The sequence below is a fragment of the Pseudomonas sp. PME37.24/025 genome, assembly GCF_055556615.1.
Genome location: NZ_JBVHNK010000003.1, coordinates 351,980 through 376,498 on the forward strand (window position 1 = coordinate 351,980; position 24,519 = coordinate 376,498).

Sequence of the window (24,519 nt, forward strand, 5' to 3'; positions counted from 1 at the left end):
GGCTCACTCGGTTTGCTCTTTGTGGGAGCGAGCCTGCTCGCGATGACGGACTGACATTCACCATGGATGTTGACTGATACACCGCTATCGCGAGCAGGCTCGCTCCCACAGGAGACCGAGTTACCTGCAACCTCCTCTCTGTTTAGAAGGACTGCATTATGCGTATCGTCGTTGCTTTGGGCGGTAACGCCCTGCTCCGCCGGGGTGAACCCATGACCGCGGACAATCAACGCGCCAACATCCGCGTTGCCACCGAACAGATCGCCAAGGTCCATCCCGGCAACCAACTGGTGATCGCCCACGGCAATGGTCCGCAGGTCGGCCTGCTGTCGCTGCAAGCGGCGGCCTACACCCAGGTTTCCGCTTACCCGCTGGATGTGCTGGGGGCTGAAACCGAAGGCATGATCGGCTACATCATCGAACAGGAACTGGGCAACCTGTTGGACTTTGAAGTCCCGTTCGCCACCCTGCTGACCCAGGTCGAAGTCGACGCCAACGACCCGGCATTCCAGAACCCCAGCAAACCCATCGGCCCGGTCTACACCAAGGCCGAAGCGGAAAAACTCGCTGCCGAGAAAGGCTGGGCAATTGCTCCGGACGGTGACAAATTCCGTCGTGTGGTGGCCAGCCCTCGACCGAAACGCATCTTCGAAATCCGCCCGATCAAGTGGCTGCTGGAAAAAGGCAGCATCGTGATTTGTGCCGGTGGTGGCGGCATCCCGACGATGTACGGTGCCAGCGGTAAACTGCAGGGCGTGGAAGCGGTGATCGACAAGGACCTGTGCTCGGCGCTGCTGGCCGAACAGCTTGAAAGCGATCTGTTGGTGATCGCCACCGACGTCAGCGCGGCGTTCATCGACTTCGGCAAGCCCACCCAGAAAGCCATCGCCCAGGCTCACCCGGATGACATGGAAAAACTCGGCTTCGCGGCCGGTTCCATGGGACCAAAGGTCCAGGCGGCCTGCGAGTTCGCCCGCCATACTGGAAAAACCGCGGTGATCGGTTCACTCTCGGATATCGAGGCGATCGTCCAGGGCAAGGCCGGCACGCGTATCAGTACGGCGACACCTGGCATAACTTACTTGTAAGGAGAGACGTCTATGGCAACGTTTGAGCCCGGTCATCTGCATATCGAGCGCCACGCGCTGACCCCGGATGATGTCAACTACAACGTGCACCTCGACTATGAGGTCGCACAGGATCCCAAGAAAGGCAAAGGGATGCAGTTCACCATGCACGGCAGCATGCAGGGAAAGGACATGACGGAGACCTTCTTTCTGCCCAAGGAGGAGGCTTACAACTTCGCCAACAACGTGACGAAAATCGCCGAGAAGTACGGAATCCCGAAAACACACAGCCAGATCGGCTCGGTTCACAAGCATTACGATTTAATGTTTGAAGATATCCGGAAGCAGTTGGATATGAAATCCGGCGACCCGGTAAACCTCGAGAACTTCGAATAACCCTATTCCCCTGGATGAACGCTGTACCTGTGGGAGCGGGCTTGCCCGCGATGGCGGTTTAACATTCAACATCTATGTTGTCTGACACACCGCTATCGCGGGCAAGCCCGCTCCCACAGGGATCATCGTTGCCCTGAAGTCCTGCGCAGGATTTCACCATTGACCCGCCCCAAGGCATACTTGCCACCCTCCGCACTCCAGAACCCAATCGCCCCATGCGTATCCACGTCAGCTTCATCGACCGCGTCGGCATCACCCAGGAAGTCCTGGCCCTGCTCGGTGGGCGCAATCTCAATCTGGATGCGGTGGAAATGGTGCCGCCCAACGTCTACATCGACGCCCCGACCTTGAGCCCGGCAGTGCTCGAAGAGCTGCGCGACGCGCTGTTCAGCGTGCGCGGCGTGCAAGCGGTGACGGTGGTCGACATTCTTCCCGGCCAGCGCCGTCACTTGCAGCTCGATGCATTGCTCGCCGCGATGACCGACCCGGTGCTGGCCCTGGACAGTGCCGGCAAGGTGCTGCTGGCCAACCCGGCGCTGATTGCCCTGTACGGCCGCGAACCGGCAGGTGAAAGCATCAGCGAGCTGTTTGCCGATCCGGCACTGCTCGACACGTTGTTGGAAAACGGCTTCCGCCTGCCGTTGCGCGAGATCACCGTCAACGGCCAGACCCTGCTGCTGGATGCCACGCCGATCACCGACGCTGGCGCGCTGCTGACCCTGTATCAACCGAACCGCATCGGTGAACGCCTCTCGGCGCTGCACCACGACCACGCCGAAGGTTTCGATGCCCTGCTCGGCGAATCCCCGGCGATTCGTACACTCAAGGCGCGCGCTCAACGGGTTGCGGCCCTTGATGCACCGTTGCTGATCCAGGGCGAAACCGGCACCGGTAAAGAGCTGGTGGCCCGCGCCTGCCACGCCATCAGCGCTCGCCACAGTTCGCCTTTCCTGGCGTTGAACTGCGCCGCACTGCCGGAAAACCTCGCCGAAAGCGAACTGTTCGGGTACGCCCCCGGCGCCTTCACCGGCGCGCAGCGAGGCGGCAAACCGGGGCTGATGGAACTGGCCAACCAGGGCACGGTATTTCTCGACGAGATCGGTGAAATGTCGCCGTACTTGCAGGCGAAATTGCTGCGTTTTCTCAACGACGGCAGCTTCCGTCGGGTCGGTGGCGATCGCGAGGTGAAGGTCAATGTGCGGATCCTCAGCGCGACCCACCGCGATCTGGAAAAAATGGTCAGCGAAGGCGCCTTCCGCGAAGACCTTTTCTATCGCCTCAACGTGCTGAATGTCGAAGTCCCGCCCCTGCGCGAGCGTGGCCAGGACATCCTGCTGCTGGCGCGCTACTTCATGCAGCAGGCCTGCGCGCAGATCCAGCGCCCGGTCTGTCGACTCGCCCCCGGCACTTACCCGGCGCTGTTGGGCAACCGTTGGCCAGGCAACGTACGGCAATTGCAGAACGTGATCTTCCGCGCCGCGGCGATTTGCGAAAGCAGCCTGGTGGACATCGGCGATCTCGACATCGCTGGCACCTCCGTGGCGCGCCAGAGCGACAGCGAGGTCGACAGTCTCGAACAGGCCATGGAGGAGTTCGAGAAAACCCTGCTGGAAAAGCTCTACGTCAGCTACCCCTCGACCCGCCAACTGGCCAGCCGCCTGCAAACCTCACACACCGCGATCGCCCATCGGTTGCGTAAGTACGGCATACCCAATAAGCCGTAAGATTTGTGGCTGAAACACAATCCCCTCAACACCACATCAGCCCGCTCCCACAGGTTCTGCGCTGCTTTTCAAAATCGCTTACAAAAGCGACCTCCACCTGTACTGAAAGCGCTACAGCGGAACGATATCGCTACACCCTCTCCTGATCGCCGCTGTGCAAGGCTTTGATCCACCTCAGCTTTTTTCTTCTCTCTGCGCTGTAGCGATTTCGCTACAGCCAGCCCATTCCAGTCTTTCGTAAAAACAATTAACTCATTGATTTATAAGCAATAAACAACATTGGCCGCGTTTTTGCTTAGTAACCATCTATAAAGCAGGGCTTTTGCCCGAGCATTCAATCGCGTCCACCAGACGAGTCTGGCCCCCTTAGGAGTTTCCATGAGCGAGTTGCGTTTTACTGAAGATCACGAATGGCTGCGCACCGAAGCTGACGGTACCGTCACGGTCGGCATCACCGCTTTCGCACAGAACGCCCTGGGCGACGTGGTTTTCGTACAACTGCCTGAGCTGCAGTCCTACGACAAAGGCGCTGAAGCCGCCACCGTGGAATCGGTAAAAGCCGCCAGCGGCGTGTACATGCCACTCAACGGCGAAATGCTGGAAGTGAACCCGGCGCTGGACAGCAGCCCTGAACTGGTCAACGAAGATCCGCTGGGCGAAGGCTGGTTCTTCCGCTTCCAGCCAACCGACGCCTCGGCTGTCGGCCAACTGCTGGATCAAGACGCTTACGACCGTCTGATCAAAGCCAACGCTGAAGCCTGAGGATCCGCCATGACTATCAATCTCAGCACCGCCAATGAATTCATCGCCCGCCACATCGGCCCGCGTGCCGGCGACGAGCAAGCCATGCTCAACAGCCTGGGCTTTGATTCGCTGGAAGCCCTGAGCGCCAGCGTCATTCCCGACAGCATCAAAGGCACCAGCGTCCTCGGCCTGGAAGACGGCCTGAGTGAAGCGGATGCCCTGGCGCTGATCAAATCCATCGCCGGCAAAAACCAGCTGTTCAAGACCTACATCGGCCAGGGTTACTACGGCACGCACACGCCGTCGCCAATCCTGCGCAACCTGCTGGAAAACCCGGCCTGGTACACCGCTTACACCCCGTACCAGCCGGAAATTTCCCAGGGCCGTCTCGAAGCGCTGCTGAACTTCCAGACCCTGATCAGCGACCTGACCGGCCTGCCGATCGCCAACGCCTCGCTGCTCGACGAAGCCACCGCCGCTGCCGAAGCCATGACCTTCTGCAAACGCCTGAGCAAGAACAAAGGCAGCCACGCGTTCTTCGCATCCGTGCATTGCCACCCGCAAACCCTCGATGTGCTGCGCACCCGTGCCGAGCCGTTGGGCATCGACGTGGTGGTCGGCGACGAGCGCGAACTGACTGACGTGACGCCGTTCTTCGGCGCCCTGCTGCAATACCCGGCCAGCAACGGTGACGTGTTTGACTACCGCGAACTGACCGAGCGTTTCCACGCTGCTAATGCGCTGGTCGCAGTCGCGGCCGACCTGCTGGCCCTGACCGTACTGACTCCGCCGGGCGAGTTCGGCGCCGACGTGGCCATCGGCAGCGCGCAACGCTTCGGCGTGCCGCTGGGCTTCGGTGGTCCGCACGCGGCCTACTTCTCCACCAAGGACGCGTTCAAGCGTGACATGCCAGGCCGTCTGGTCGGCGTGTCTGTGGATCGTTTCGGCAAGCCGGCCCTGCGCCTGGCCATGCAGACCCGCGAGCAACATATCCGCCGCGAGAAAGCCACCAGCAACATCTGCACCGCCCAAGTGCTGCTGGCCAACATCGCCAGCATGTACGCCGTGTACCACGGCCCGAAAGGCCTGACGCAGATCGCCAAGCGCATTCATCACCTGACCGCGATCCTCGCCAAAGGCTTGAGCGCATTGGGCCTGACCGTCGAGCAAACCAACTTCTTCGACACGCTGACGGTTAAGACCGGCGCGCAAACAGCTGCTTTGCACGACAAGGCGCGTGCTCAGAAGATCAACCTGCGTGTTGTGGATGGCGAGCGTCTGGGTCTGTCCCTGGACGAAACCACTTCGCAAGCTGATGTGGAAACCCTGTGGGCCCTGCTGGCCGACGGCAAAACCCTGCCAGACTTCGTCGCATTGGCCGCAAGCATTGAAAGCACGATCCCGGCCGCGCTGGTTCGCCAGTCGCCGATCCTCAGCCACCCGGTGTTCAACCGTTATCATTCGGAAACCGAGCTGATGCGCTACCTGCGCAAGCTCGCCGACAAGGACCTGGCCCTGGATCGCACCATGATCCCGCTGGGTTCCTGCACCATGAAACTCAACGCCGCCAGCGAAATGATCCCGGTGACTTGGGCTGAATTCGGTGCCCTGCACCCGTTCGCCCCGGCCGAGCAAAGCGCCGGTTATCAGCAGCTGACCGATGAACTGGAAGCGATGCTCTGCGCCGCCACCGGTTACGATTCGATCTCCCTGCAACCGAACGCTGGTTCCCAAGGTGAATACGCTGGCCTGCTGGCGATCCGTGCCTACCACCAGAGCCGTGGCGAAGACCGTCGCGACATCTGCCTGATCCCGTCGTCCGCCCACGGCACCAACCCGGCCACCGCCAACATGGCTGGCATGCGTGTGGTTGTGACTGCCTGCGACGCCCGCGGCAACGTCGACATCGAAGACCTGCGCGCCAAGGCCATCGAGCACCGCGAACACCTCGCTGCGCTGATGATCACCTACCCGTCGACCCACGGCGTGTTCGAAGAAGGCATCCGCGAAATCTGCGGGATCATTCACGACAACGGCGGCCAGGTGTACATCGACGGCGCCAACATGAACGCCATGGTCGGCCTCTGCGCACCGGGCAAGTTCGGCGGCGACGTGTCCCACCTGAACCTGCACAAAACCTTCTGCATCCCCCACGGCGGTGGCGGCCCGGGCGTCGGCCCGATTGGCGTCAAGTCGCACCTGACGCCGTTCCTGCCGGGCCACGCGCAGATGGAACGCAAGGAAGGCGCGGTCTGCGCGGCACCGTTCGGCAGCGCGAGCATTCTGCCGATCACTTGGATGTACATTCGAATGATGGGTGGCGCGGGTCTCAAGCGTGCTTCGCAATTGGCGATCCTGAATGCCAACTACATTTCCCGTCGCCTCGAAGAGCACTACCCAGTGCTGTACACCGGCAGCAACGGTCTGGTGGCGCACGAATGCATCCTCGACCTGCGTCCGTTGAAAGACAGCAGCGGCATCAGTGTCGATGACGTCGCCAAGCGCCTGATCGACTTCGGTTTCCACGCCCCGACCATGTCGTTCCCGGTGGCCGGCACGTTGATGATCGAGCCGACCGAAAGCGAATCCAAAGAAGAACTGGACCGCTTCTGCGACGCCATGATCCGCATCCGCGAAGAAATCCGCGCAGTGGAAAACGGCACGCTGGACAAGGACGACAACCCGCTGAAAAACGCACCGCACACCGCCGCGGAAATCGTCGGCGAGTGGACGCATCCGTACAGCCGCGAGCAAGCGGTGTATCCGGTAGCGTCGCTGATCGAAGGCAAGTACTGGCCACCGGTCGGTCGCGTCGACAACGTCTTCGGCGATCGCAACCTGGTCTGCGCCTGCCCGTCGATCGAAAGCTACGCTTGATCTATAGGGGGCGAGTTCGCTCGCCCCCCTTTTCAAGAACACCACAAAACCCTGTGGGAGCTGGCTTGCCTGCGATGGCGGTGGGTCAGTCAGCATCTCCGTTGGCTGATCCACCGCCATCGCAGGCAAGCCAGCTCCCACAGGATCGTATTTAGTCAAAAAAATTTCGCCAATTCCTATAACAAGAAACCGGAGAACAACCATGTCGTTAAGCGTGTTCGACCTGTTCAAGATTGGCATCGGCCCCTCCAGCTCCCACACCGTCGGCCCGATGCGTGCCGCTGCGCGTTTCGCCGAAGGTCTGCGCCGTGAAGGGCTGCTGGCCGCAACCACCTGCGTCAAAGTCGAGCTCTATGGCTCGCTCGGCGCCACCGGCAAAGGCCACGGCAGCGACAAGGCTGTGTTGCTGGGCCTGGAAGGCGAACACCCGGATACCGTAGACACCGAAACCGTCGCCGCTCGCCTGCAAGAGATTCGCGGCAACGGTCGCTTGAACCTGCTCGGCGAACACAGCATTGCGTTCAACGAGAAAGAACACCTGGCGATGATCCGCAAACCGTTGGCCTATCACCCCAACGGCATGATTTTTCGCGCGTTCGATGCCGCTGGCCTGCAAATCCGCAGCCGCGAGTACTACTCGGTAGGTGGCGGGTTCGTCGTCGATGAAGACGCCGCCGGCGCCGACCGCATCGTCGAAGATGCCACACCGCTAACCTTTCCGTTCAAAAGCGCCAAGGACCTGCTCGGTCATTGCAGCACCTACGGCCTGTCGATCAGCCAGGTGATGCTGACCAACGAAAGTGCCTGGCGCCCCGAAGCGGAAACCCGTGCCGGTTTGCTGAAGATCTGGCAAGTGATGCAGGACTGCGTCACCGCCGGTTGCCGCAATGAAGGCATCCTCCCCGGTGGATTGAAGGTCAAACGTCGGGCCGCGGCGCTGCATCGGCAATTGTGCAACAACCCGGAATCGTCGCTGCGCGATCCGTTGTCGGTGCTGGACTGGGTCAACCTGTACGCCTTGGCGGTCAACGAAGAAAACGCAAACGGTGGGCGCGTGGTTACGGCGCCCACCAACGGTGCAGCCGGAATCATCCCGGCGGTGCTGCATTACTACATGCGCTTCATCCCCGGGGCCAACGAAGATGGCGTCGTGCGCTTTCTACTGACGGCCGCTGCGATCGGCATTCTGTACAAGGAAAACGCCTCGATCTCCGGCGCCGAAGTCGGCTGTCAGGGCGAGGTTGGCGTCGCCTGTTCCATGGCCGCCGGCGCCTTGTGTGAAGTGCTGGGCGGCACGGTGCAGCAGGTGGAAAACGCCGCCGAAATCGGCATGGAACACAACCTCGGCCTGACGTGCGACCCGATTGGCGGGCTGGTGCAAGTGCCTTGCATCGAGCGCAACGCCATGGGTTCGGTCAAGGCCATCAATGCGGTGCGCATGGCCTTGCGCGGCGACGGTCAGCACTTCGTCTCCCTCGACAAAGTCATCCGCACCATGCGCCAGACCGGCGCCGACATGAAAAGTAAATACAAGGAAACCGCCCGTGGCGGTTTGGCGGTCAACATTATCGAGTGCTGATGCGCGCATCTGCACTATTTTCAGGAGCTGGATATGTCCACCGAACAATTGTTGAAAACCCCGTTGCACGCACTGCACCTCGAACTCGGCGCCCGCATGGTGCCGTTTGCCGGCTACGACATGCCGGTGCAATACCCGTTGGGCGTGATGAAAGAACACCAGCACACCCGTGATCAGGCCGGGCTGTTCGATGTTTCGCACATGGGCCAGATCCGCCTGACCGGCGCCAACGCTGCCAAAGCCCTGGAAACCCTGGTACCGGTGGACATCATCGACCTGCCGGTGGGCATGCAGCGCTACGCGATGTTCACCAACGACACCGGCGGCATCCTCGACGACCTGATGGTCGCCAACCTCGGTAATGACGAACTGTTCCTGGTGGTCAACGCCGCCTGCAAGGATCAGGACCTGGCGCACCTGCGCAAGCACATCGGCGACCAGTGCACGATCGAACCGCTTTTCGAAGAGCGCGCGCTGCTGGCTCTGCAAGGCCCGGCCGCCGTAACCGTGCTCGCACGCCTGGCGCCTGAAGTTGCGAAGATGACCTTCATGCAATTCGCCCGCGTGAAGCTGTTGGGCGTGGACTGCTTTGTCAGCCGTTCGGGCTACACCGGTGAAGACGGTTTCGAAATCTCCGTACCAGCGGTCAACGCCGAAGCCTTGGCTCGCGCCCTGCTGGCCGAACCGGAAGTAGCGGCCATCGGCCTCGGCGCTCGCGATTCCCTGCGCCTGGAAGCCGGCCTGTGCCTCTACGGCCACGACATGAACACCGAAACCACCCCAATCGAAGCGAGCCTGCTGTGGGCCATCTCCAAGCCTCGTCGTGCCGATGGCGCGCGGGCCGGCGGCTTCCCCGGCGCTGAAACCGTGTTCGCCCAGCAGCAAGCCGGTGTCAGCCGCAAACGCGTTGGCCTGCTGCCGCAGGAACGTACGCCAGTGCGCGAAGGTGCGGAAATCGTCAACGAAGCCGGCGAAATCATCGGCAGCGTGTGCAGCGGCGGTTTCGGTCCAACCCTCGGCGGTCCTTTGGCCATGGGTTACCTCGACAACGCTTACATCGGTCTGGATACGCCAGTTTGGGCAATTGTTCGTGGGAAAAAGGTGCCTTTGCTTGTAAGCAAAATGCCATTTGTTCCACAACGCTACTATCGCGGTTGATTGACTGTTTCTATAAGTAACGCGGTTGCGTTAACAGTGCACTAATCTGTAACGCAGCCGCCATAAAACAGTGCGTACGTTTCGTTTATGAACGTTACTTATAACGATCGAAAACAACTGAACAACTCTATCGAATAAGCTTGCGTTAGTGTCCCCCCTGATTGTCACAACCCGAGGAAATCCGGGCCTTCGCAGGGCTTGTTTTTTCTCCCGTAGTTGGCGTAGAGTTTGTTCACTGTGTTTGCATGGGTCGCTTGGAATCGTGACCTGGGCAGTAGCCTACAAGTTAGCTACATCCCGTTCGACGTCTTCTTACTCTCCTGCAACCAGCCCCAGTACTCTTTCATCGGAAGGAGACTGTCATTCATTTTTGCGTCAAAGGAAATAAGAAATGTCCCAACGTCAGAGCGGTACCGTCAAGTGGTTTAACGACGAGAAAGGTTTTGGTTTTATCACTCCAGAAAGCGGTCCGGATCTGTTCGTGCATTTCCGCGCTATTCAGGGCAACGGCTTCAAGAGCCTGAAAGAAGGCCAGAAAGTGACTTTCGTTGCTGTGCAAGGCCAGAAAGGCATGCAGGCTGACGAAGTACAAGCAGAAGCCTGATCTTCTGTAACGAAAAAGCCCCTGATACTGATATCAGGGGCTTTTTTGTGCGCGCAAATCCGTAAAATGGCTTCTTTTTCCGTTCAGAGGCTGCCATGTCGAAACACCTGCTCAACCCACAGGGCGACTTTCCCGCCGTCGGCCTGGGTCGTCGCCTGGCAGCGATGTTCTATGACTTTCTGTTGTGCACTGCCCTGCTTATCGTCACCAGCGGCATCTACAAGATGATCCAGATGGCGATCATCGGCGAAGGCCAAATGCGTACCTTGACCGACGCCGGCGCGCTGGATGGTGATCCATTGTTGTCGACAGTGCTGCTGTTTGTGCTATTCGGCTTCTTCGCCAAGTTCTGGACCTGGTCGGGACAAACACTGGGCATGCAGGTCTGGGGCATTCGCGTGCAAAACGCCGATGGCTCATCCATCAGCCTGTGGCAGGCGCTGCTGCGCTTTGTGGTGTCGATCGCGTCCTGGCTTTGCCTCGGGCTGGGGTTCTTCTGGTCACTGTTCGACAAGCAGAAGCGCAGCTGGCATGACATCTACTCCAATACCCAGGTTGTGCGGATTCCGAAGAAAACCAAGTAACTGTGGCGAGGGAGCTTGCTCCCGCTGGGGTGCGAAGCGCCCCCAAATGCGGCTGCTGCGCAACCGAACGGGAGCAAGCTCCCTCGCCACAACAGGTCTCGCCACAGTAAGTGTCAGGCGTTGCCAGCCAACTTCATCCGCGCCGCCTGGGTGAAATCAAGCATCCGCTTCAATGGACGAATCGCCTGCGGAATCAACGCCGGATCAACGAAGATCTCGTTGGTCCCTTCACGCAAGCTCTTCAGCATGCGCTCAAGGGTGTTCATCGCCATCCATGGGCAATGCGCGCAACTGCGGCACGCTGCGCCGTTACCGGCCGTTGGCGCTTCGATGAAGACCTTGTCCGGGCACAGCTGCTGCATCTTGTAGAAAATGCCACGATCAGTGGCAACGATCAGGGTCTTGTTCGGCAGACTTTGCGCAGCAGCGATCAGCTGACTGGTTGAACCCACCGCGTCGGCCAACTCGATTACGGCGGTCGGCGACTCCGGGTGCACCAGAATGGCCGCGTCCGGGTACAGCGCTTTCATGTCTTCGAGCTGCTTGGCCTTGAACTCTTCGTGGACAATGCAGGCACCGTCCCACAGCAGCATGTCGGCGCCGGTCTTGCGCTGGATGTAGGTGCCCAGGTGCTTGTCCGGAGCCCAGATGATGGTTTCGCCGTTATCCATCAGGCTTTCGACGATTTCCAGCGCACAGCTGGAAGTCACCACCCAGTCCGCACGCGCCTTGACCGCCGCCGAAGTGTTGGCATACACCACCACCGTGCGCTCCGGGTGCTGATCGCAGAACGCCGAGAACTCGTCTACCGGGCAACCCAGGTCCAGCGAGCAAGTCGCTTCCAGGGTCGGCATCAGCACACGTTTTTCAGGGTTGAGGATTTTCGCTGTTTCGCCCATGAACTTCACACCGGCGACCACCACGGTCTTGGCCGGGTGAGCATTGCCGAAGCGGGCCATCTCCAGAGAGTCGGAGACGCAGCCACCGGTTTCTTCGGCCAGGGCCTGAATGACCGGATCGCAATAGAAGTGGGCAACCAGCACTGCGTCCTGAGCCTTGAGCTCGGCAGCGATGGCGGCACGGTAATAAGCCTCTTCCTCGGCCGTCAGCGGTTTGGGCTGCTTGGCGTCGAGGTGGGCTTGAACCAGAAGGCGTTCGGAAATCTGCGTCATGTTCGCAAGACCTGCAGGCGCTCTCGCGCGAAAGTCGAGTATACACCCGGCTCCGGACCCTTCAGGGTACCGCCGGGAGAGTGAGTATTCATCAGGCGTGGATAGCGTTGAAGCTGCGCAAGGCTACAGAATATCCCGTGGATGCAAAAGATGATTCTGACCTGCGTCACCCAGACTGAGCCGAGCTCAAATCGCGGGCAAAAAAAAACCCGGAAATCCTCACTTACGTGGGCCTTCCAGATTTTTTAAAATGGTGGGTCGTGTGGGATTCGAACCTACGACCAATTGGTTAAAAGCCAACTGCTCTACCAACTGAGCTAACGACCCGCTGTGTGGTGGCGCGTATAATACTGATTTTTAAGGACTATTCAACACCTAATTTGAAATAAATCAAAAATAAGGTGTTGGGTCAGTCACACCGGCCGCCGCGAAGCCTTCTGCACGCAGGCGGCAGCTGTCGCATTTACCGCAGGCACGGCCATTATCGTCTGCCTGATAGCAGGAAACGGTCAGCCCGTAATCGACGCCAAGCTTCACGCCTGCCTGAACGATCTGCGCCTTGCTCAGGTTCTGCAGTGGCGCCTGGATACGGAAGCCCTGCCCTTCTACCCCGGCCTTGGTCGCCAGGTTAGCCATGCGCTCGAAGGCTTCGATGAACTCGGGACGGCAATCCGGGTACCCGGAGTAATCCACCGCGTTAACACCGATAAAGATGTCACGCGCGCCCAGCACTTCGGCCCAGCCCAGCGCCAGGGACAGAAACACGGTGTTGCGCGCCGGCACGTAAGTCACCGGGATACCTTCACCCGGCGTTTCCGGCACATCGATGCTAGTGTCGGTCAGGGCCGAGCCGCCGATACCATTCAGGTTCAGGCCGATCACCTTGTGCTCGACCACACCCAAGTCTTGGGCGACACGTGCGGCGGCGTGCAATTCGGCGTGAGACCGCTGACCGTAATCGAAGCTCATGGTGTAGCAGCTATAGCCTTCGGCACGGGCCATGGCCACGACGGTCGCGGAGTCGAGGCCACCGGACAGCAAGATGACCGCACGTTTTTCGGTGGTGTTTGTTTGTTCAGTCATTTCAACGCCCCGGCTCGTCATTCCAAAGATATTTATGCAGCTGCAGTTGCAAACGCACAGGCAGATTGTCCGCCACCACCCAGTCCGCCAGATCACGCGCGTTCAGGTCATGATGGCTCGGCGAGAACAGGACTTCGCCGGCACGTTGATCCAGACCGTACTGAATCAGCTTGGACACGGCCCAGTCGTAGTCTTCCCGCGAGCAGATGACAAACTTTACCTGATCGTTAGGCGTGAGCAGCTCGATGTTTTCGTAGCGGTTGCGGTGTGCTTCTTTCGAGCCCGGGGTTTTCAGGTCGACGACGCGACTGACCCGTGGATCGACCGCCGAGATATCCAGCGCGCCACTGGTTTCCAGCGACACTTCGTAGCCGGCGTCACACAACTGCTTGAGCAAGGGAATGGCATTCGGTTGCGCCAGGGGTTCACCGCCCGTGACACACACATAACGCGGGCGAAAACCGGCCACTTGCTCGAGGATGTCGTCGAGCGTACGAAGGGTGCCGCCAGTGAAGGCGTAGGCGCTGTCGCAGTATTGGCAACGCAATGGACAACCGGTCAGGCGCACAAAAACAGTGGGCAGCCCGGCAGTCCGCGTTTCACCCTGCAACGAGTAGAAAACTTCGGTGATTCTCAATGTGTCTTGCATAGTCGCCACGGGCGTAACAGCTAAACAGGCTGTCCGCCTCCGTCAGGCACTTCAAGGAACCCCGGCAATGCGCAGATCCCAAAAAGCGTGTTTCAGAAAAAGGGGGTGAATTCTAACGAAAAAACCCGCGACAAGCGCGGGTTTCTTCGAAACAGGTAGTGCAGGCTTACATGCGCTGCAAATCGCGTTGCGCCAGCTGAGCGGCGGAAGTGCCCGGATATTGGGACACAACCTGTTGCAGAATGCCTTTGACCCTGTCGGTATGACCGAGGCGGCGCTCTACATCAGCGAGCTTGTACAGCGAATCAGGCACTTTGGGGTGCTTGGGGTACAGTTGCGAAACCTTGGCAAATGCCTGACCTGCACCTTGCAGATCGCCTTTGGCCAGGTTCACTTCACCCAACCAGTACTGAGCGTTGCCCGCGTATTGGCTGTTCGGGTACTTGCGCAGGAATGCGGCGAAAGCCTGGCTGGCCTTGTCGAAATCCTTGGCTTTGATCAGGTCGAAGGCTGCATCGTAATACAGTTTTTCCTTCGCCGGATCAGCCGGTTCGCCACCCGCGGCAGGCGCTTGTGTGGAAGTGGCAGCGGCTGCCGCTCCGGCACCTGCGCCGGCTGCTGCTGCACCGGGGGCATTCAAATTGCCACCGGTGGAAGAATTATCAGGAGTCGCGGCTGGTGCAACGCCGGTTCCTATGCGCCGATCAAGATCCTGATATCGCTCCAGGTTCTCTTGCTTCATGCGCGCTACATCATTTTGCAGAACTTCGATCACACCCTGTTGGCGTGAGATCTGCTCCTGCATGGATTGCAGTTGGTTGAACAGCTCGCCCTGTGCCGAGACAGGGGCCGAAACCCCTCCCCCGGCATAGGCGCCGTTCGTACCGTAACCCGCAGGCGGATAACTACTCCCGCTATTGTTATAGCCGGAGTTGTCCTCGACCACAGGAACCGCAGCCCACACCGCAAGCGGTGCGAGACTGAGAGCCAAAACAGTTACAGCACGACGGCACGTTCGCATGACGAATTACTTACGCAGTTCGACGCGACGGTTTTGAGCCCAGGACTGCTCGTCGTTGCCGGTAGCAACTGGACGCTCTTCGCCGTAGGAAACCAGTTCCAGCTGAGCTGGGGAAACACCTTGCAGTACCAGGTAGCGCTGAACGGCTTTCGCACGACGCTCGCCCAGTGCCATGTTGTACTCACGAGTACCACGTTCGTCGGTGTTGCCTTCCAGAACAACGCGAGCGCCGTTTGCTTTCAGGTCTTTGGCGTGAACGTCCAGAGCGCGCATGGCTTCTGGCTTCAGGTCCGAGCTGTCGTATTCGAAGTAGAAGGTGGTGATTGCGCGCAGAGCAGCTTCTTCGCTCAGGGAGCCGTCAACAGCACCAGTGTTAGCGCCGTAACCAGCGTTTGGATCAACAGCGCCTTCACCGGCGTTGTCGCCGCCTTTGGACGAGCAACCTACAGCTACAGCCATGGCCAGAGCCAGCGCAGCAAATTTACCAAACTTCAGCATTTCCATCGTGAAACTCCTAATGAACCCCAGTGTGTTAAGTACAACGTGTAGCGCCGCGTCAGTTCAGGTAAGGGGACCAGGACGGTTCTCTGACTTCGCCTTGTGCGGTAGGAAGCGGGAGCCTCACGCGTCCATTAATGGACACGAGCATCAAGACTCCCCGGCCCTGCTGGCGGGTGGCGTAGATTACCATGGTGCCGTTGGGCGCAACAGTAGGTGACTCGTCCAGAGTGCTATCAGTGAGGATCTTTACACTACCTCGCTGCAAATCCTGGGCCGCCACCTTGAAATTGGTGAAGCCTTCCTGACGATGGATCATCACCAGGGTCTTTTCATCAGCCGACAGTTTAGGGTTGGCGTTGTAGTTACCGATGAAGGTCACACGCTCCGCACCACCACCGCTTGCGCTGGTTTTGTAGATCTGCGGCTTGCCGCCACGGTCGGAGGTGAAGTAGATGGTCGAACCATCCTTACCCCAGAACGGTTCGGTGTTGATGCCTTGGCCGTTAGTAACGCGGCTGATCTGACGCGACCCCAGGTTCATCACATAGATGTCGGGGTTGCCGTCTTTCGACAATACGAATGCCAGGCGCTGACCATCCGGCGACCATGCTGGCGCACCATTCAGGCCTTCGAAGTTGGTGATCTGCTCACGGCGACCGGTGTCGATGTTCTGCATGAAAATGCGCGGACGCTTCTGCTCGAACGACACATAGGCAATGCGCTTGCCATCCGGTGCAAAACGCGGCGACAGGATCGGCTCGCGCGATTGCAGCAGGGTCACGGCACGGGCACCGTCATAGTCCGAACGTTGCAGCGTGTAGCGAGTGTTCTTCTCGGAGAACCGCTCGGCCGTCACGTACAGCAGACGAGTCGAGAACGCACCTTTGATACCGGTGAGTTTCTCAAACGACTGGTCGGAGATGTAGTGCGCCATGTCGCGCAGTTGATCGACGCTGCCCGACACGCTGCCGGTCAGCACTTGCTGCTCGGTGGCGACGTTGAACAGTGCGTATTGAACCTGCAGGCGACCGCCCGCTGGAACGATACTGCCGACCATAATGTACTGGGCGCCAACAGCCTTCCAGTCACGGAAAATGATTTCGCTCGCCTGGCTTGGCTGGCTGATCATGTTCTGTTTTGGAATCGGCGAGTAGTAACCCGAGTTGCGCAGGTCGTTACCGATGATTTCGGCCATGTCGTCCGGCAGCACGCTGCCGCCCTGGTTGCCGAACGGAACGACTGCAATCGGGGTGGCCCGATCACTGCCGCTGGTGACCAGAATGTTTTTTTCATCTGCTGCCGCTATCCCTGCCAGGCAGCAGATAACGACAAGCATTCCTCGAAGAAGGTTTCTCACAAGGCTAGATCCTCAGGTGTGAATGTCATCTTGAATGAACGATACGGAGCGAAATCGCTCGGCTTCATTCCCTGCATTTCTGTCAAACGTCCAATGTTCTTGACCGCCGCTACTGCGGAAGCGTCAAACGGACCATCGCCGCTGGACTTGGCCACGCCAACCGAAGTCACCGTACCATCCGGCAACATGCCGATTTGCAACACGACCGTCATGCCTTTGCGTGCCGAAGGTGGACGAGCCCAGCCTTCCGCTGCACGAGCACGAATCAGATCATCGAAACTGCCGGAGACTTCGTCACCCTGCTCATCGGCCAAGGCCTGCTGACGCTGCGGCGTGTCGGAAAGCAAATCTGCCAGGGCCTGAGCCTTTTTCTCATCGGCGGATTTACGTGCCGCTTCCTGCGATTTTTTCTTCGCGGCATCGGCAGCAGCTTTCTTCTTCGCGTCTTCGGCGACTTTCTTCTTCGCCTCTTCAGCTTCAGATTTTTTCTTGGCGTCTTCCGCGGCTTTCTTCTTCGCGTCTTCGACGATCTTTTTCTTCGCCTCTTCAGCGGCCGCTTTCTTGGCCTCTTCTTCAGCAGCTTTCTTGGCTTCTTCTTCAGATTTCTTCTTGGCTATATCAGCCAATTGTTTCTCTTCGGCCTTTTTGGCTTCGGCGGTCTTCTTGGCTTCATCGGCTTTCTTGGCTTCATCAGCCTTTTTTGCCTCTTCCGCTTTCTTCGTCTCGTCGGCCTTCTTGGATTCTTCGGCTTTTTGAGCCGCATCTTCCTTCTTTTGTTCCGCGGCCTTGATCGCTTCCTGTTCGATCTTTTTCTGTTCCATCTGTTCGACTTCGGTCTGGCGCGCAGCGGATTTCTGCGCTTCACCCGCAATCTTCTGATTAGTCTGGGTGGTCGCCCGACTTTTCGATTTCAACTGGTACAGGGTCGCCTGGACGATCGGCTTGGCCGGCGGCAGCTCCGGTGTGAAGGCGAAACTGACAAACAGCATGCCGAAAACCAGCACGTGCAAGACAATCGCCCAGACACTAGGCCAGAAGTAGCTTTCCGAGGCGGACGGCTCTCGCATTTGCTGCATCAGGGTGCCTCGGTAATCAAGCCAACATTACCGACCCCGGCTTTCTGCAACCCGCCCATCGCGCCCATGACGGAGCCGTAATCGACAGTCTTGTCGCCGCGAATGAATACCTGGGTACGCTTGCCGCCTTCAGTACCGGCGCGAATGATCTTGGTCACCGCGTCGGTCATTTGCGGCAAGGTCATGGCCTTGTCCTGCTGCTTTTCGGTGTCGACTTCGCTGCCAAGGTTCCAGTAGTAGGTCTTGTCAGCCTTGATCGAAATGGTCAGGACCTGGGTGTTGTTGTCCTGCGGCAAGGCTTCGCTGGAAACCTTGGGCAGATCAACTTTCACGCCCTGATTGAGCATCGGCGCGGTCACCATGAAGATGACCAGCAGTACCAGCATCACGTCGATGTAAGGCACCACGTTCATCTCGGCAACCGGCTTGCGCTTTTTGCGAGCTCGAGCGATTAAAGCCATTGGAAATTACCTGCTTATTCTTCGCTGGTGTGCACTTTGCGGTGCAGGATCGCCTGGAATTCGTCGGCGAAGGTGTAGTAACGGCCCAGCAGGGTTTCGCTGCGAGCAGCAAAACGGTTGTACGCGATAACGGCCGGGATGGCGGCGAACAGACCGATCGCGGTGGCAATCAGTGCTTCGGCAATACCGGGGGCCACGGTGGCCAGGGTCGCTTGCTGGGCAGTTGCCAGACCACGGAAGGAGTTCATGATGCCCCAGACCGTACCGAACAGACCGATGTACGGGCTGACCGAGCCGACGGTGGCGAGGAACGGCAGGCTCTGCTCGAGCTTTTCTTCCTCACGGGAAATGGCCACGCGCATGGCACGGGCCACGCCTTCCATGACCGCTTCCGGGTCAACGCCGGACTGCTGACGCAGACGGGAGAATTCCTTGAAGCCAGCACGAAAGATCTGCTCGACGCCCGAATCCGGATCAGGGTTGCTACCGGCCTGACGGTAGAGTTTGGACAGGTCGATACCCGACCAGAAGCGCTCTTCAAAGCTCTCCAGGGCGCGTCGACCGGCACGCAGCAAGTTGCTGCGCTGAAAGATCATGATCCATGAGGTCACCGATGCGGCTACCAGGATCAGCATTACCAGTTGCACCACGATACTGGCATTGCTGACCAGGCTCCACATGGAGGAATGGTCGACGACGTTAGCTTCCACGCTTTATCTCCTGCTTTGAGTGTGTACCCGCGCCGCTCACGTCGGCAAAGGCCGCACGTAGAGCTTCGGGAATGGCCCGGGGTTTTAAACTGTTAGTGCGCACACAGGCCACCAGAAACTGCCCTTCGCAGAGCAGCACGTTATCCGTAGCCCGCCTGACCTGCTGTTTGAAGCGCAGGCTGACCCGGTTCAATTCAATGACTTCAGCGCTTACGAGCAATTCGTCGTCCAGTCGCGCCGGCGCGTGATAACGCGCTTCGCTGGAATGCACGACGAACAACAGGTCCTCCCCTGCCAGCGCCGACTGGGCAAAGCCCAGCTCCCGGAGCCGCTCGGTTCGAGCCCGTTCCATAAACTTGAGGTAATTGACGTAATACACGATGCCGCCGGCATCGGTGTCCTCGTAATAAACGCGACAACGATGTGCGAACGGCTCAAGCCCGTTTTGCGCGCGCATACTCTAGTGCTTACTCCTCAGGTTGCCAATCCGGCCAGGCAACTGTTTTTCATTGATTCGCGGCTTTCTGGCGAAAGTACGGTCCTGGGACAGCACAAACCCCGAATAAATCAGCGCGCAAAGGTTACTAATCGTCCACGGCATCGAGGAACTCGTCTACCACGGGCATCTCGCCTAATCGTGACGGGATGTTTAAACCGAAGTGCAGATACGCATGCCGAGTGACCACCCGCCCCCGCGGAGTGCGCATGATATAGCCCTGCTGGATCAAATATGGCTCCAGCACGTCTTCAATGGTGTGACGCTCTTCGCTGATCGCTGCCGCCAGACTGTCCACCCCCACCGGCCCACCGTCGAATTTCTCGATCATGGTCAGCAGCAGGCGTCGATCCTGATGGTCGAAACCACGCTCGTCGACATCCAGCAGGTTCAGCGCCAGGTCGGCGATCGGCTTGGTGATGTGGCCCTTGGCGCGGACCTCGGCAAAATCCCGGACCCGGCGCAGCAAGCGGTTGGCGATCCGCGGCGTGCCACGGGCACGGCGGGCGATTTCGAAGGCGCCTTCCGGGTCCAGCGGCAAACCGAGAATGTTCGCCGAACGGCTGACAATCGTCGCCAGGTCGGCGGTGTTGTAGAACTCCAGGCGCTGGACGATCCCGAAACGGTCGCGCAACGGGTTGGTCAGCATGCCGGCCCGGGTGGTTGCGCCAACCAGGGTGAATGGCGGCAGATCAAGTTTGATCGAGCGCGCGGCCGGCCCTTCGCCAATCATGATGTCGAGCTGGAAATCTTCCATGGCCGGGTACAGCACTTCTTCGACGATCGGCGACAACCGATGGATCTCGTCGATGAACAACACGTCATGGGGTTCAAGGTTGGTCAGCAACGCCGCCAGATCACCCGGACGCTCGAGGACCGGCCCCGAGGTGCTTTTGATCGACACGCCCATTTCCTGGGCAATGATGTTGGCCAGGGTGGTTTTACCCAAGCCCGGAGGGCCGAAAATCAGCGTGTGATCCAGCGATTCATTGCGCCCGCGCGCAGCCTGGATAAACAACTCCATTTGCTCGCGAACGGTTGGCTGGCCAATGTACTCGGCCAGGCTGACAGGACGAATCGCCCGGTCCTGGACTTCCTCACGGTCACGGGGACCTCCCGTGGCGGCGATCAGACGATCAGCTTCAATCACTTAGATCATTCCCTTCAGGGCACGACGAATCATGTCTTCACTGCTCAAACCTTTCTCCTTGATCGCGGAAATCGCCTTGCTGGCTTCCTGCGGTTTGTAACCCAGGGAAATCAGCGCGCTGACCGCGTCATTTTCGGCGGTGGCCACCGGAGCCGGCGCATCTGGCCCTCCCGGCTGGTTTGGCACCAACGCGAACATCGCCGGCACGGTTTCCCACGCTTTGAAGCGGTCCTTGAGTTCCACCAGCAAACGCTCGGCCGTCTTCTTGCCCACGCCCGGCACCTTGGTCAACGCCGAAGTGTCCTGGGATTGCACGCAACGAACCAGCTCGTCGACTTCCAGGCTCGACATCAAGGCCAGCGCCAGTTTCGGCCCTACACCATTGAGACGGATCAATTCGCGAAAAAAGTCTCGCTCGCGCTTGCCAAAGAAGCCATAGAGTAACTGCGCGTCTTCGCGTACGACCAAATGGGTGTGCAAGGTCAGCGGTTCACCGACCGACGGCAAGCGATAAAGCGTGGTCATGGGTACTTCCAGCTCATACCCCAGACCGTTTACATCCAGAATCAGGTGCGGCGGCTGTTTCTCAGCCAAAGTGCCGCGCAAGCGTCCAATCACGTTTCAGATCCTTGAGCCTTGGCCAGATCAGTGCTGGCGACTGACAGAACAAGAGTTTTGCGCCGACAACACAGGCGCAAAACCCTCATTCCATAAAAAATGATTGCTGATGCTATCAGAGACGCAGGCGCCCGCCACGACTGCGTGCCGTACCCAAGCCATGGGGCAACAGGCTGGAACGGGTGTGAGCATGGCAAATGGCAATGGCCAGGGCGTCCGAGGCATCGATTTGCGGCTTGCTGGTCAATTTCAGCATGTGCATGACCATCATTTGCACCTGTTCCTTGTTCGCCGCGCCAGTGCCGGTTACCGCCTGTTTGACCTGGGTCGCGGTGTATTCGGCGATTTCCAGGCTTTCCTCGGCACCGGCCACAATGGCTGCGCCGCGGGCCTGGCCAAGTTTCAGCGCAGAATCGGCGTTGCGCGCCATGAAGACCTTTTCGATGCCCATGGTCACCGGGCCGTAGGTCTGAATGACTTCGCGTACACCGCGATAGACGATTTGCAGGCGTTCATGCAGCTCGCCGGAGCCTGTGCGAATGCAGCCCGACGCCACGTACACGCAACCACGCCCGGTATCGCGTACCACGCCATAACCGGTGATACGCGAACCGGGGTCGATTCCAAGAATTAAAGTCATAACGCCTGCGGGTTAGGTAAGAGCACGATATTCAATACAGCTAATAACAAATGTGGGAGCTGGCTTGCCTGCGATGGCGTAGGCACATCAAACAATGATGTAGCCTGACACGCCGCCATCGCAGGCAAGCCAGCTCCCACACTGAATCTTAGTCGCCCTTAACCGAGCTGTGCGGCCACCGACTCTGGAATGTCGGCGTTGGAATACACGTTTTGCACGTCATCCAGGTCTTCAAGCATGTCGATCAGCTTCAGAACCTTCTCGGCGCCTTCCAGGTCCAGTTCGGCACTGGTGGTCGGCAGCATGACGATTTCCGCGTCATCGCCCTTGAAGCCAGCGGCCTCCAAAGCGTTGCGTACGGAATAGAAGCCGGCGAACGAGGTGAACACGTCGATGGAGCCGTCTTCGTGGGTTACCACGTCATCGGCGTCGGCCTCCATGGCCGCTTCCATCAGCGCATCCTCATCAACGCCTGGCGCGAAGGAAATCTGCCCCTTGCGTTCGAACAGATAAGCCACTGAACCGTCGGTACCAAGGTTGCCGCCGCACTTGCTGAACGCATGGCGAACAGCCGCTGCGGTGCGGTTGCGGTTGTCGGTCATGCACTCGACCATCACCGCCACGCCGCCCGGGCCGTAGCCTTCGTAGGTCAGTTCAACCATGTCGTCGGTATCGGCGGCGCCGGCACCGCGAGCAACCGCGCGATCGATGATGTCGCGACTCATGTTCGCACCCAGCGCTTTATCCAGCGCCAGACGCAAACGCGGGTTGGAGCCCGGATCACCGCCGCCCTGACGGGCAGCAACCGTCAGTTCACGAATCCACTTGGTGAAAATCTTGCCCTTCTTGGCATCCTGACGTTCTTTGCGGTGCTTGATGTTCGCCCACTTGGAATGACCCGCCATAACTCGCTCCGAATTATCTTTGAAACATTGCCCGCCACGCCATGACACGCCAGCCAGCAAATAAAAATCTCGACCATTCTATAAAGAAAGGGCGCATCCGAAGATGCGCCCTTCTGGTCAGCCTTACTCAGCTTTAGGCGTTTCGCGCAGACGAATGTGCAGTTCGCGCAATGCCTTGGCATCCACCAGACCCGGTGCCTGAGTCATGACGCAGGCAGCGCTCTGGGTTTTCGGGAAGGCGATCACTTCACGGATCGACTGGGCGCCGGTCATCAGCATCACCAGACGGTCCAGACCGAAGGCCAGACCACCGTGCGGCGGCGCGCCGTATTTCAGGGCGTCGAGCAGGAAGCCGAACTTCTCTTCCTGTTCCGCTTCGCTGATACCCAGCAGACGGAACACCGACTGTTGCATTTCCTTGCGGTGGATACGGATCGAACCGCCACCCAGCTCGGTACCGTTCAGGACCATGTCGTAGGCACGGGACAGCGCGGTTGCCGGGTTGGCTTCCAATTCTTCCGGCGTGCATTTCGGCGCGGTGAACGGGTGGTGCAACGCGGTGAAGCTGCCGTCGTCGTTCTCTTCGAACATCGGGAAGTCGACGACCCACATCGGCGCCCACTTGCAGGTCAGCAGTTCCAGGTCGTTACCGACCTTGATCCGCAGCGCGCCCAGGGCCTCGCTGACGATCTTGGCTTTGTCGGCACCGAAGAACACGATGTCACCGTCAACCGCGCCAACGCGATCGAGGATCACATTGAGGTTGGCTTCAGGGATGTTCTTGACGATTGGCGACTGCAGGCCTTCAACACCTTTGGCGCGCTCGTTGACCTTGATGTACGCCAGGCCCTTGGCACCGTAGATGCCGACGAACTTGGTGTAGTCGTCGATCTGCTTGCGCGGCATGCTCGCAGCACCTGGAACGCGCAGGGCGGCAATACGGCATTTCGGGTCGTTGGCCGGGCCGCTGAACACCTTGAAATCGACGTCTTTCAGTTGGTCGGCAACGTCAACCAGTTCCAGCGGGTTACGCAGGTCCGGCTTGTCGGAACCGTAACGGCGCATGGCTTCTTCGAAGGTCATGTGCGGGAAGTCGCCGAATTCCAGATCCAGCACTTCCTTGAACAGGTTACGGATCATTTGTTCGGTGATGCCCATGATCTCTTTTTCATCGAGAAAGCTGGTCTCGATGTCGATCTGGGTGAATTCCGGCTGACGGTCGGCGCGCAGGTCTTCGTCACGGAAGCACTTGGCGATCTGGTAGTAGCGGTCGAAGCCGGCAACCATCAGCAATTGCTTGAACAACTGTGGCGATTGCGGCAAGGCGAAGAAGGAACCGGCGTGGGTACGGCTCGGCACCAGGTAGTCGCGAGCGCCTTCCGGGGTGGCACGGGTCAGGATCGGTGTCTCGACATCGAGGAAGCCGTTCTCGTCCAGGAAGCGACGGATGCTGGTGGTCATGCGCGAACGCAGACGCAGCTTCTCGAGCATTTCCGGGCGACGCAGGTCGAGGAAGCGATAACGCAGGCGGGTTTCTTCGCCGACGTCGGAGAACTCGTTGAGCGGGAACGGCGGGGTTTCCGCTTCGTTCAGCACTTCAAGCTCGTAGCCCAGCACTTCGATCATGCCCGACGCCATGTTGGCGTTGGTGGCACCAGCCGGACGCAGGCGAACCTTGCCGGTGATCTTGACCACGTATTCGCTGCGCACGCGATCGGCGGCGGCGAAGGATTCAGCGCGGTCCGGGTCGAACACCACCTGGGCCAGACCGTCACGATCACGGATATCGAGGAAAATCACCCCACCGTGGTCACGGCGACGGTGAACCCATCCGCAAAGGGTAATTTCCTGGCCTTCCAGGCTTTCGTTCAGTTGGCCGCAATAATGGCTGCGCATCATGGTCGTGGTTTCACTTCTCGTAATTCGAAATTCGGTTGGAGGTCTTGC

General features: G+C 59.2%; 24 protein-coding genes and 1 tRNA gene. 9 read left to right on the forward strand and 16 right to left on the reverse strand.

The window, feature by feature from the left end; translation table 11 throughout:
* Positions 1–158: 158 nt before the first annotated feature.
* The 9 genes from arcC to ACZ3HH_RS07685 all read left to right on the forward strand — a co-directional run bounded on the left by arcC (position 159) and on the right by ACZ3HH_RS07685 (position 10,733).
* The gene (arcC, locus tag ACZ3HH_RS07645; protein WP_465803793.1) at positions 159–1,088 is read left to right on the forward strand and encodes a carbamate kinase; all 930 of its coding nucleotides are present in this window, start codon (positions 159–161) and stop codon (positions 1,086–1,088) included.
* Positions 1,089–1,100: 12 nt separating this feature from the next.
* Positions 1,101–1,463: a DUF5064 family protein gene (locus ACZ3HH_RS07650; protein ID WP_465803794.1), complete on the forward strand. Its 363-nt coding sequence runs from the start codon at positions 1,101–1,103 to the stop codon at positions 1,461–1,463.
* A 215-nt stretch (positions 1,464–1,678) separates the two neighbouring features.
* A complete protein-coding gene (locus tag ACZ3HH_RS07655) occupies positions 1,679–3,187 on the forward strand; it encodes a sigma-54-dependent transcriptional regulator (RefSeq protein ID WP_454846405.1) in 1,509 nt (502 codons plus the stop codon).
* Positions 3,188–3,565: 378 nt separating this feature from the next.
* A complete protein-coding gene (gcvH, locus tag ACZ3HH_RS07660; RefSeq protein WP_465803796.1) occupies positions 3,566–3,949 on the forward strand; it encodes a glycine cleavage system protein GcvH in 384 nt (127 codons plus the stop codon).
* A gap of 9 nt (positions 3,950–3,958) precedes the next feature.
* Positions 3,959–6,808 (forward strand): aminomethyl-transferring glycine dehydrogenase, encoded by a 2,850-nt coding sequence (gene gcvP / locus ACZ3HH_RS07665; RefSeq protein WP_465803798.1) that lies wholly within the window; start codon positions 3,959–3,961, stop codon positions 6,806–6,808.
* Positions 6,809–7,010: 202 nt separating this feature from the next.
* A complete protein-coding gene (locus tag ACZ3HH_RS07670; protein WP_465803799.1) occupies positions 7,011–8,387 on the forward strand; it encodes an L-serine ammonia-lyase in 1,377 nt (458 codons plus the stop codon).
* A 33-nt stretch (positions 8,388–8,420) separates the two neighbouring features.
* A complete protein-coding gene (gene gcvT, locus ACZ3HH_RS07675) occupies positions 8,421–9,545 on the forward strand; it encodes a glycine cleavage system aminomethyltransferase GcvT (RefSeq protein ID WP_465803801.1) in 1,125 nt (374 codons plus the stop codon).
* Between the two features lie 391 nt (positions 9,546–9,936).
* Positions 9,937–10,149, forward strand: a complete 213-nt coding sequence (locus tag ACZ3HH_RS07680; protein ID WP_003175786.1) for a cold-shock protein — start codon at positions 9,937–9,939, stop codon at positions 10,147–10,149.
* Positions 10,150–10,244: 95 nt separating this feature from the next.
* Positions 10,245–10,733 carry an RDD family protein gene (locus ACZ3HH_RS07685; RefSeq protein ID WP_465803803.1) on the forward strand — a complete coding sequence of 163 codons (489 nt, stop codon included), beginning with the start codon at positions 10,245–10,247 and terminating at the stop codon, positions 10,731–10,733.
* A gap of 113 nt (positions 10,734–10,846) precedes the next feature.
* Here the strand turns inward: ACZ3HH_RS07685 and nadA are convergent, their stop codons facing one another.
* The 16 genes from nadA to aspS all read right to left on the reverse strand — a co-directional run bounded on the left by nadA (position 10,847) and on the right by aspS (position 24,471).
* Complete coding sequence (nadA, locus tag ACZ3HH_RS07690; RefSeq protein WP_465803805.1) at positions 10,847–11,905, reverse strand: quinolinate synthase NadA; 1,059 nt, start codon at positions 11,903–11,905, stop codon at positions 10,847–10,849.
* Between the two features lie 251 nt (positions 11,906–12,156).
* Positions 12,157–12,232: transfer RNA gene (locus tag ACZ3HH_RS07695), tRNA-Lys, on the reverse strand.
* A gap of 63 nt (positions 12,233–12,295) precedes the next feature.
* The gene (gene queC, locus ACZ3HH_RS07700; protein ID WP_367372672.1) at positions 12,296–12,988 is read right to left on the reverse strand and encodes a 7-cyano-7-deazaguanine synthase QueC; all 693 of its coding nucleotides are present in this window, start codon (positions 12,986–12,988) and stop codon (positions 12,296–12,298) included.
* Between the two features lies 1 nt (position 12,989).
* The gene (queE, locus tag ACZ3HH_RS07705; RefSeq protein WP_095632171.1) at positions 12,990–13,637 is read right to left on the reverse strand and encodes a 7-carboxy-7-deazaguanine synthase QueE; all 648 of its coding nucleotides are present in this window, start codon (positions 13,635–13,637) and stop codon (positions 12,990–12,992) included.
* Positions 13,638–13,803: 166 nt separating this feature from the next.
* Positions 13,804–14,658, reverse strand: coding sequence for a tol-pal system protein YbgF (ybgF, locus tag ACZ3HH_RS07710; RefSeq protein ID WP_465803807.1), 855 nt, complete (start codon positions 14,656–14,658; stop codon positions 13,804–13,806).
* Between the two features lie 6 nt (positions 14,659–14,664).
* Positions 14,665–15,162, reverse strand: a complete 498-nt coding sequence (gene pal / locus ACZ3HH_RS07715) for a peptidoglycan-associated lipoprotein Pal (protein ID WP_003178634.1) — start codon at positions 15,160–15,162, stop codon at positions 14,665–14,667.
* A 52-nt stretch (positions 15,163–15,214) separates the two neighbouring features.
* Entirely contained in the window at positions 15,215–16,516 is a 1,302-nt protein-coding gene (gene tolB / locus ACZ3HH_RS07720) for a Tol-Pal system beta propeller repeat protein TolB (protein WP_437128243.1), read from the reverse strand.
* On the reverse strand, positions 16,513–17,592 hold the full coding sequence (gene tolA / locus ACZ3HH_RS07725) for a cell envelope integrity protein TolA (RefSeq protein WP_465803811.1): 1,080 nt from the start codon (positions 17,590–17,592) through the stop codon (positions 16,513–16,515). The genes tolB and tolA overlap by 4 nt, the downstream gene beginning before the upstream one ends.
* Positions 17,592–18,044, reverse strand: coding sequence for a protein TolR (gene tolR / locus ACZ3HH_RS07730; protein WP_161807482.1), 453 nt, complete (start codon positions 18,042–18,044; stop codon positions 17,592–17,594). The genes tolA and tolR overlap by 1 nt, the downstream gene beginning before the upstream one ends.
* A gap of 23 nt (positions 18,045–18,067) precedes the next feature.
* The gene (gene tolQ / locus ACZ3HH_RS07735; protein WP_007897030.1) at positions 18,068–18,763 is read right to left on the reverse strand and encodes a protein TolQ; all 696 of its coding nucleotides are present in this window, start codon (positions 18,761–18,763) and stop codon (positions 18,068–18,070) included.
* On the reverse strand, positions 18,753–19,220 hold the full coding sequence (gene ybgC / locus ACZ3HH_RS07740) for a tol-pal system-associated acyl-CoA thioesterase (RefSeq protein WP_007933231.1): 468 nt from the start codon (positions 19,218–19,220) through the stop codon (positions 18,753–18,755). The genes tolQ and ybgC overlap by 11 nt, the downstream gene beginning before the upstream one ends.
* 127 nt (positions 19,221–19,347) lie before the next feature.
* Positions 19,348–20,409, reverse strand: a complete 1,062-nt coding sequence (gene ruvB / locus ACZ3HH_RS07745; RefSeq protein ID WP_008006678.1) for a Holliday junction branch migration DNA helicase RuvB — start codon at positions 20,407–20,409, stop codon at positions 19,348–19,350.
* On the reverse strand, positions 20,410–21,027 hold the full coding sequence (gene ruvA / locus ACZ3HH_RS07750) for a Holliday junction branch migration protein RuvA (RefSeq protein WP_007897033.1): 618 nt from the start codon (positions 21,025–21,027) through the stop codon (positions 20,410–20,412).
* Between the two features lie 115 nt (positions 21,028–21,142).
* Positions 21,143–21,667, reverse strand: a complete 525-nt coding sequence (gene ruvC / locus ACZ3HH_RS07755; RefSeq protein ID WP_008147379.1) for a crossover junction endodeoxyribonuclease RuvC — start codon at positions 21,665–21,667, stop codon at positions 21,143–21,145.
* Positions 21,668–21,825: 158 nt separating this feature from the next.
* The gene (locus tag ACZ3HH_RS07760; protein ID WP_008072427.1) at positions 21,826–22,572 is read right to left on the reverse strand and encodes a YebC/PmpR family DNA-binding transcriptional regulator; all 747 of its coding nucleotides are present in this window, start codon (positions 22,570–22,572) and stop codon (positions 21,826–21,828) included.
* Positions 22,573–22,695: 123 nt separating this feature from the next.
* The gene (gene aspS, locus ACZ3HH_RS07765) at positions 22,696–24,471 is read right to left on the reverse strand and encodes an aspartate--tRNA ligase (RefSeq protein WP_465803812.1); all 1,776 of its coding nucleotides are present in this window, start codon (positions 24,469–24,471) and stop codon (positions 22,696–22,698) included.
* Positions 24,472–24,519 lie beyond the last annotated feature (48 nt).

Coding starts and splice junctions, on each gene's coding strand:
- arcC (WP_465803793.1), top strand. CDS start 159: ATGCGTATCGTCGTTGCTTTGGGCGGTAACGCCCTGCTCCGCCGGGGT.
- ACZ3HH_RS07650 (WP_465803794.1), top strand. CDS start 1,101: ATGGCAACGTTTGAGCCCGGTCATCTGCATATCGAGCGCCACGCGCTG.
- ACZ3HH_RS07655 (WP_454846405.1), top strand. CDS start 1,679: ATGCGTATCCACGTCAGCTTCATCGACCGCGTCGGCATCACCCAGGAA.
- gcvH (WP_465803796.1), top strand. CDS start 3,566: ATGAGCGAGTTGCGTTTTACTGAAGATCACGAATGGCTGCGCACCGAA.
- gcvP (WP_465803798.1), top strand. CDS start 3,959: ATGACTATCAATCTCAGCACCGCCAATGAATTCATCGCCCGCCACATC.
- ACZ3HH_RS07670 (WP_465803799.1), top strand. CDS start 7,011: ATGTCGTTAAGCGTGTTCGACCTGTTCAAGATTGGCATCGGCCCCTCC.
- gcvT (WP_465803801.1), top strand. CDS start 8,421: ATGTCCACCGAACAATTGTTGAAAACCCCGTTGCACGCACTGCACCTC.
- ACZ3HH_RS07680 (WP_003175786.1), top strand. CDS start 9,937: ATGTCCCAACGTCAGAGCGGTACCGTCAAGTGGTTTAACGACGAGAAA.
- ACZ3HH_RS07685 (WP_465803803.1), top strand. CDS start 10,245: ATGTCGAAACACCTGCTCAACCCACAGGGCGACTTTCCCGCCGTCGGC.
- nadA (WP_465803805.1), bottom strand. CDS start 11,905: ATGACGCAGATTTCCGAACGCCTTCTGGTTCAAGCCCACCTCGACGCC.
- queC (WP_367372672.1), bottom strand. CDS start 12,988: ATGACTGAACAAACAAACACCACCGAAAAACGTGCGGTCATCTTGCTG.
- queE (WP_095632171.1), bottom strand. CDS start 13,637: ATGCAAGACACATTGAGAATCACCGAAGTTTTCTACTCGTTGCAGGGT.
- ybgF (WP_465803807.1), bottom strand. CDS start 14,658: ATGCGAACGTGCCGTCGTGCTGTAACTGTTTTGGCTCTCAGTCTCGCA.
- pal (WP_003178634.1), bottom strand. CDS start 15,162: ATGGAAATGCTGAAGTTTGGTAAATTTGCTGCGCTGGCTCTGGCCATG.
- tolA (WP_465803811.1), bottom strand. CDS start 17,592: ATGCAGCAAATGCGAGAGCCGTCCGCCTCGGAAAGCTACTTCTGGCCT.
- ybgC (WP_007933231.1), bottom strand. CDS start 19,220: ATGCGCGCGCAAAACGGGCTTGAGCCGTTCGCACATCGTTGTCGCGTT.
- ruvC (WP_008147379.1), bottom strand. CDS start 21,667: ATGACTTTAATTCTTGGAATCGACCCCGGTTCGCGTATCACCGGTTAT.
- ACZ3HH_RS07760 (WP_008072427.1), bottom strand. CDS start 22,572: ATGGCGGGTCATTCCAAGTGGGCGAACATCAAGCACCGCAAAGAACGT.
- aspS (WP_465803812.1), bottom strand. CDS start 24,471: ATGATGCGCAGCCATTATTGCGGCCAACTGAACGAAAGCCTGGAAGGC.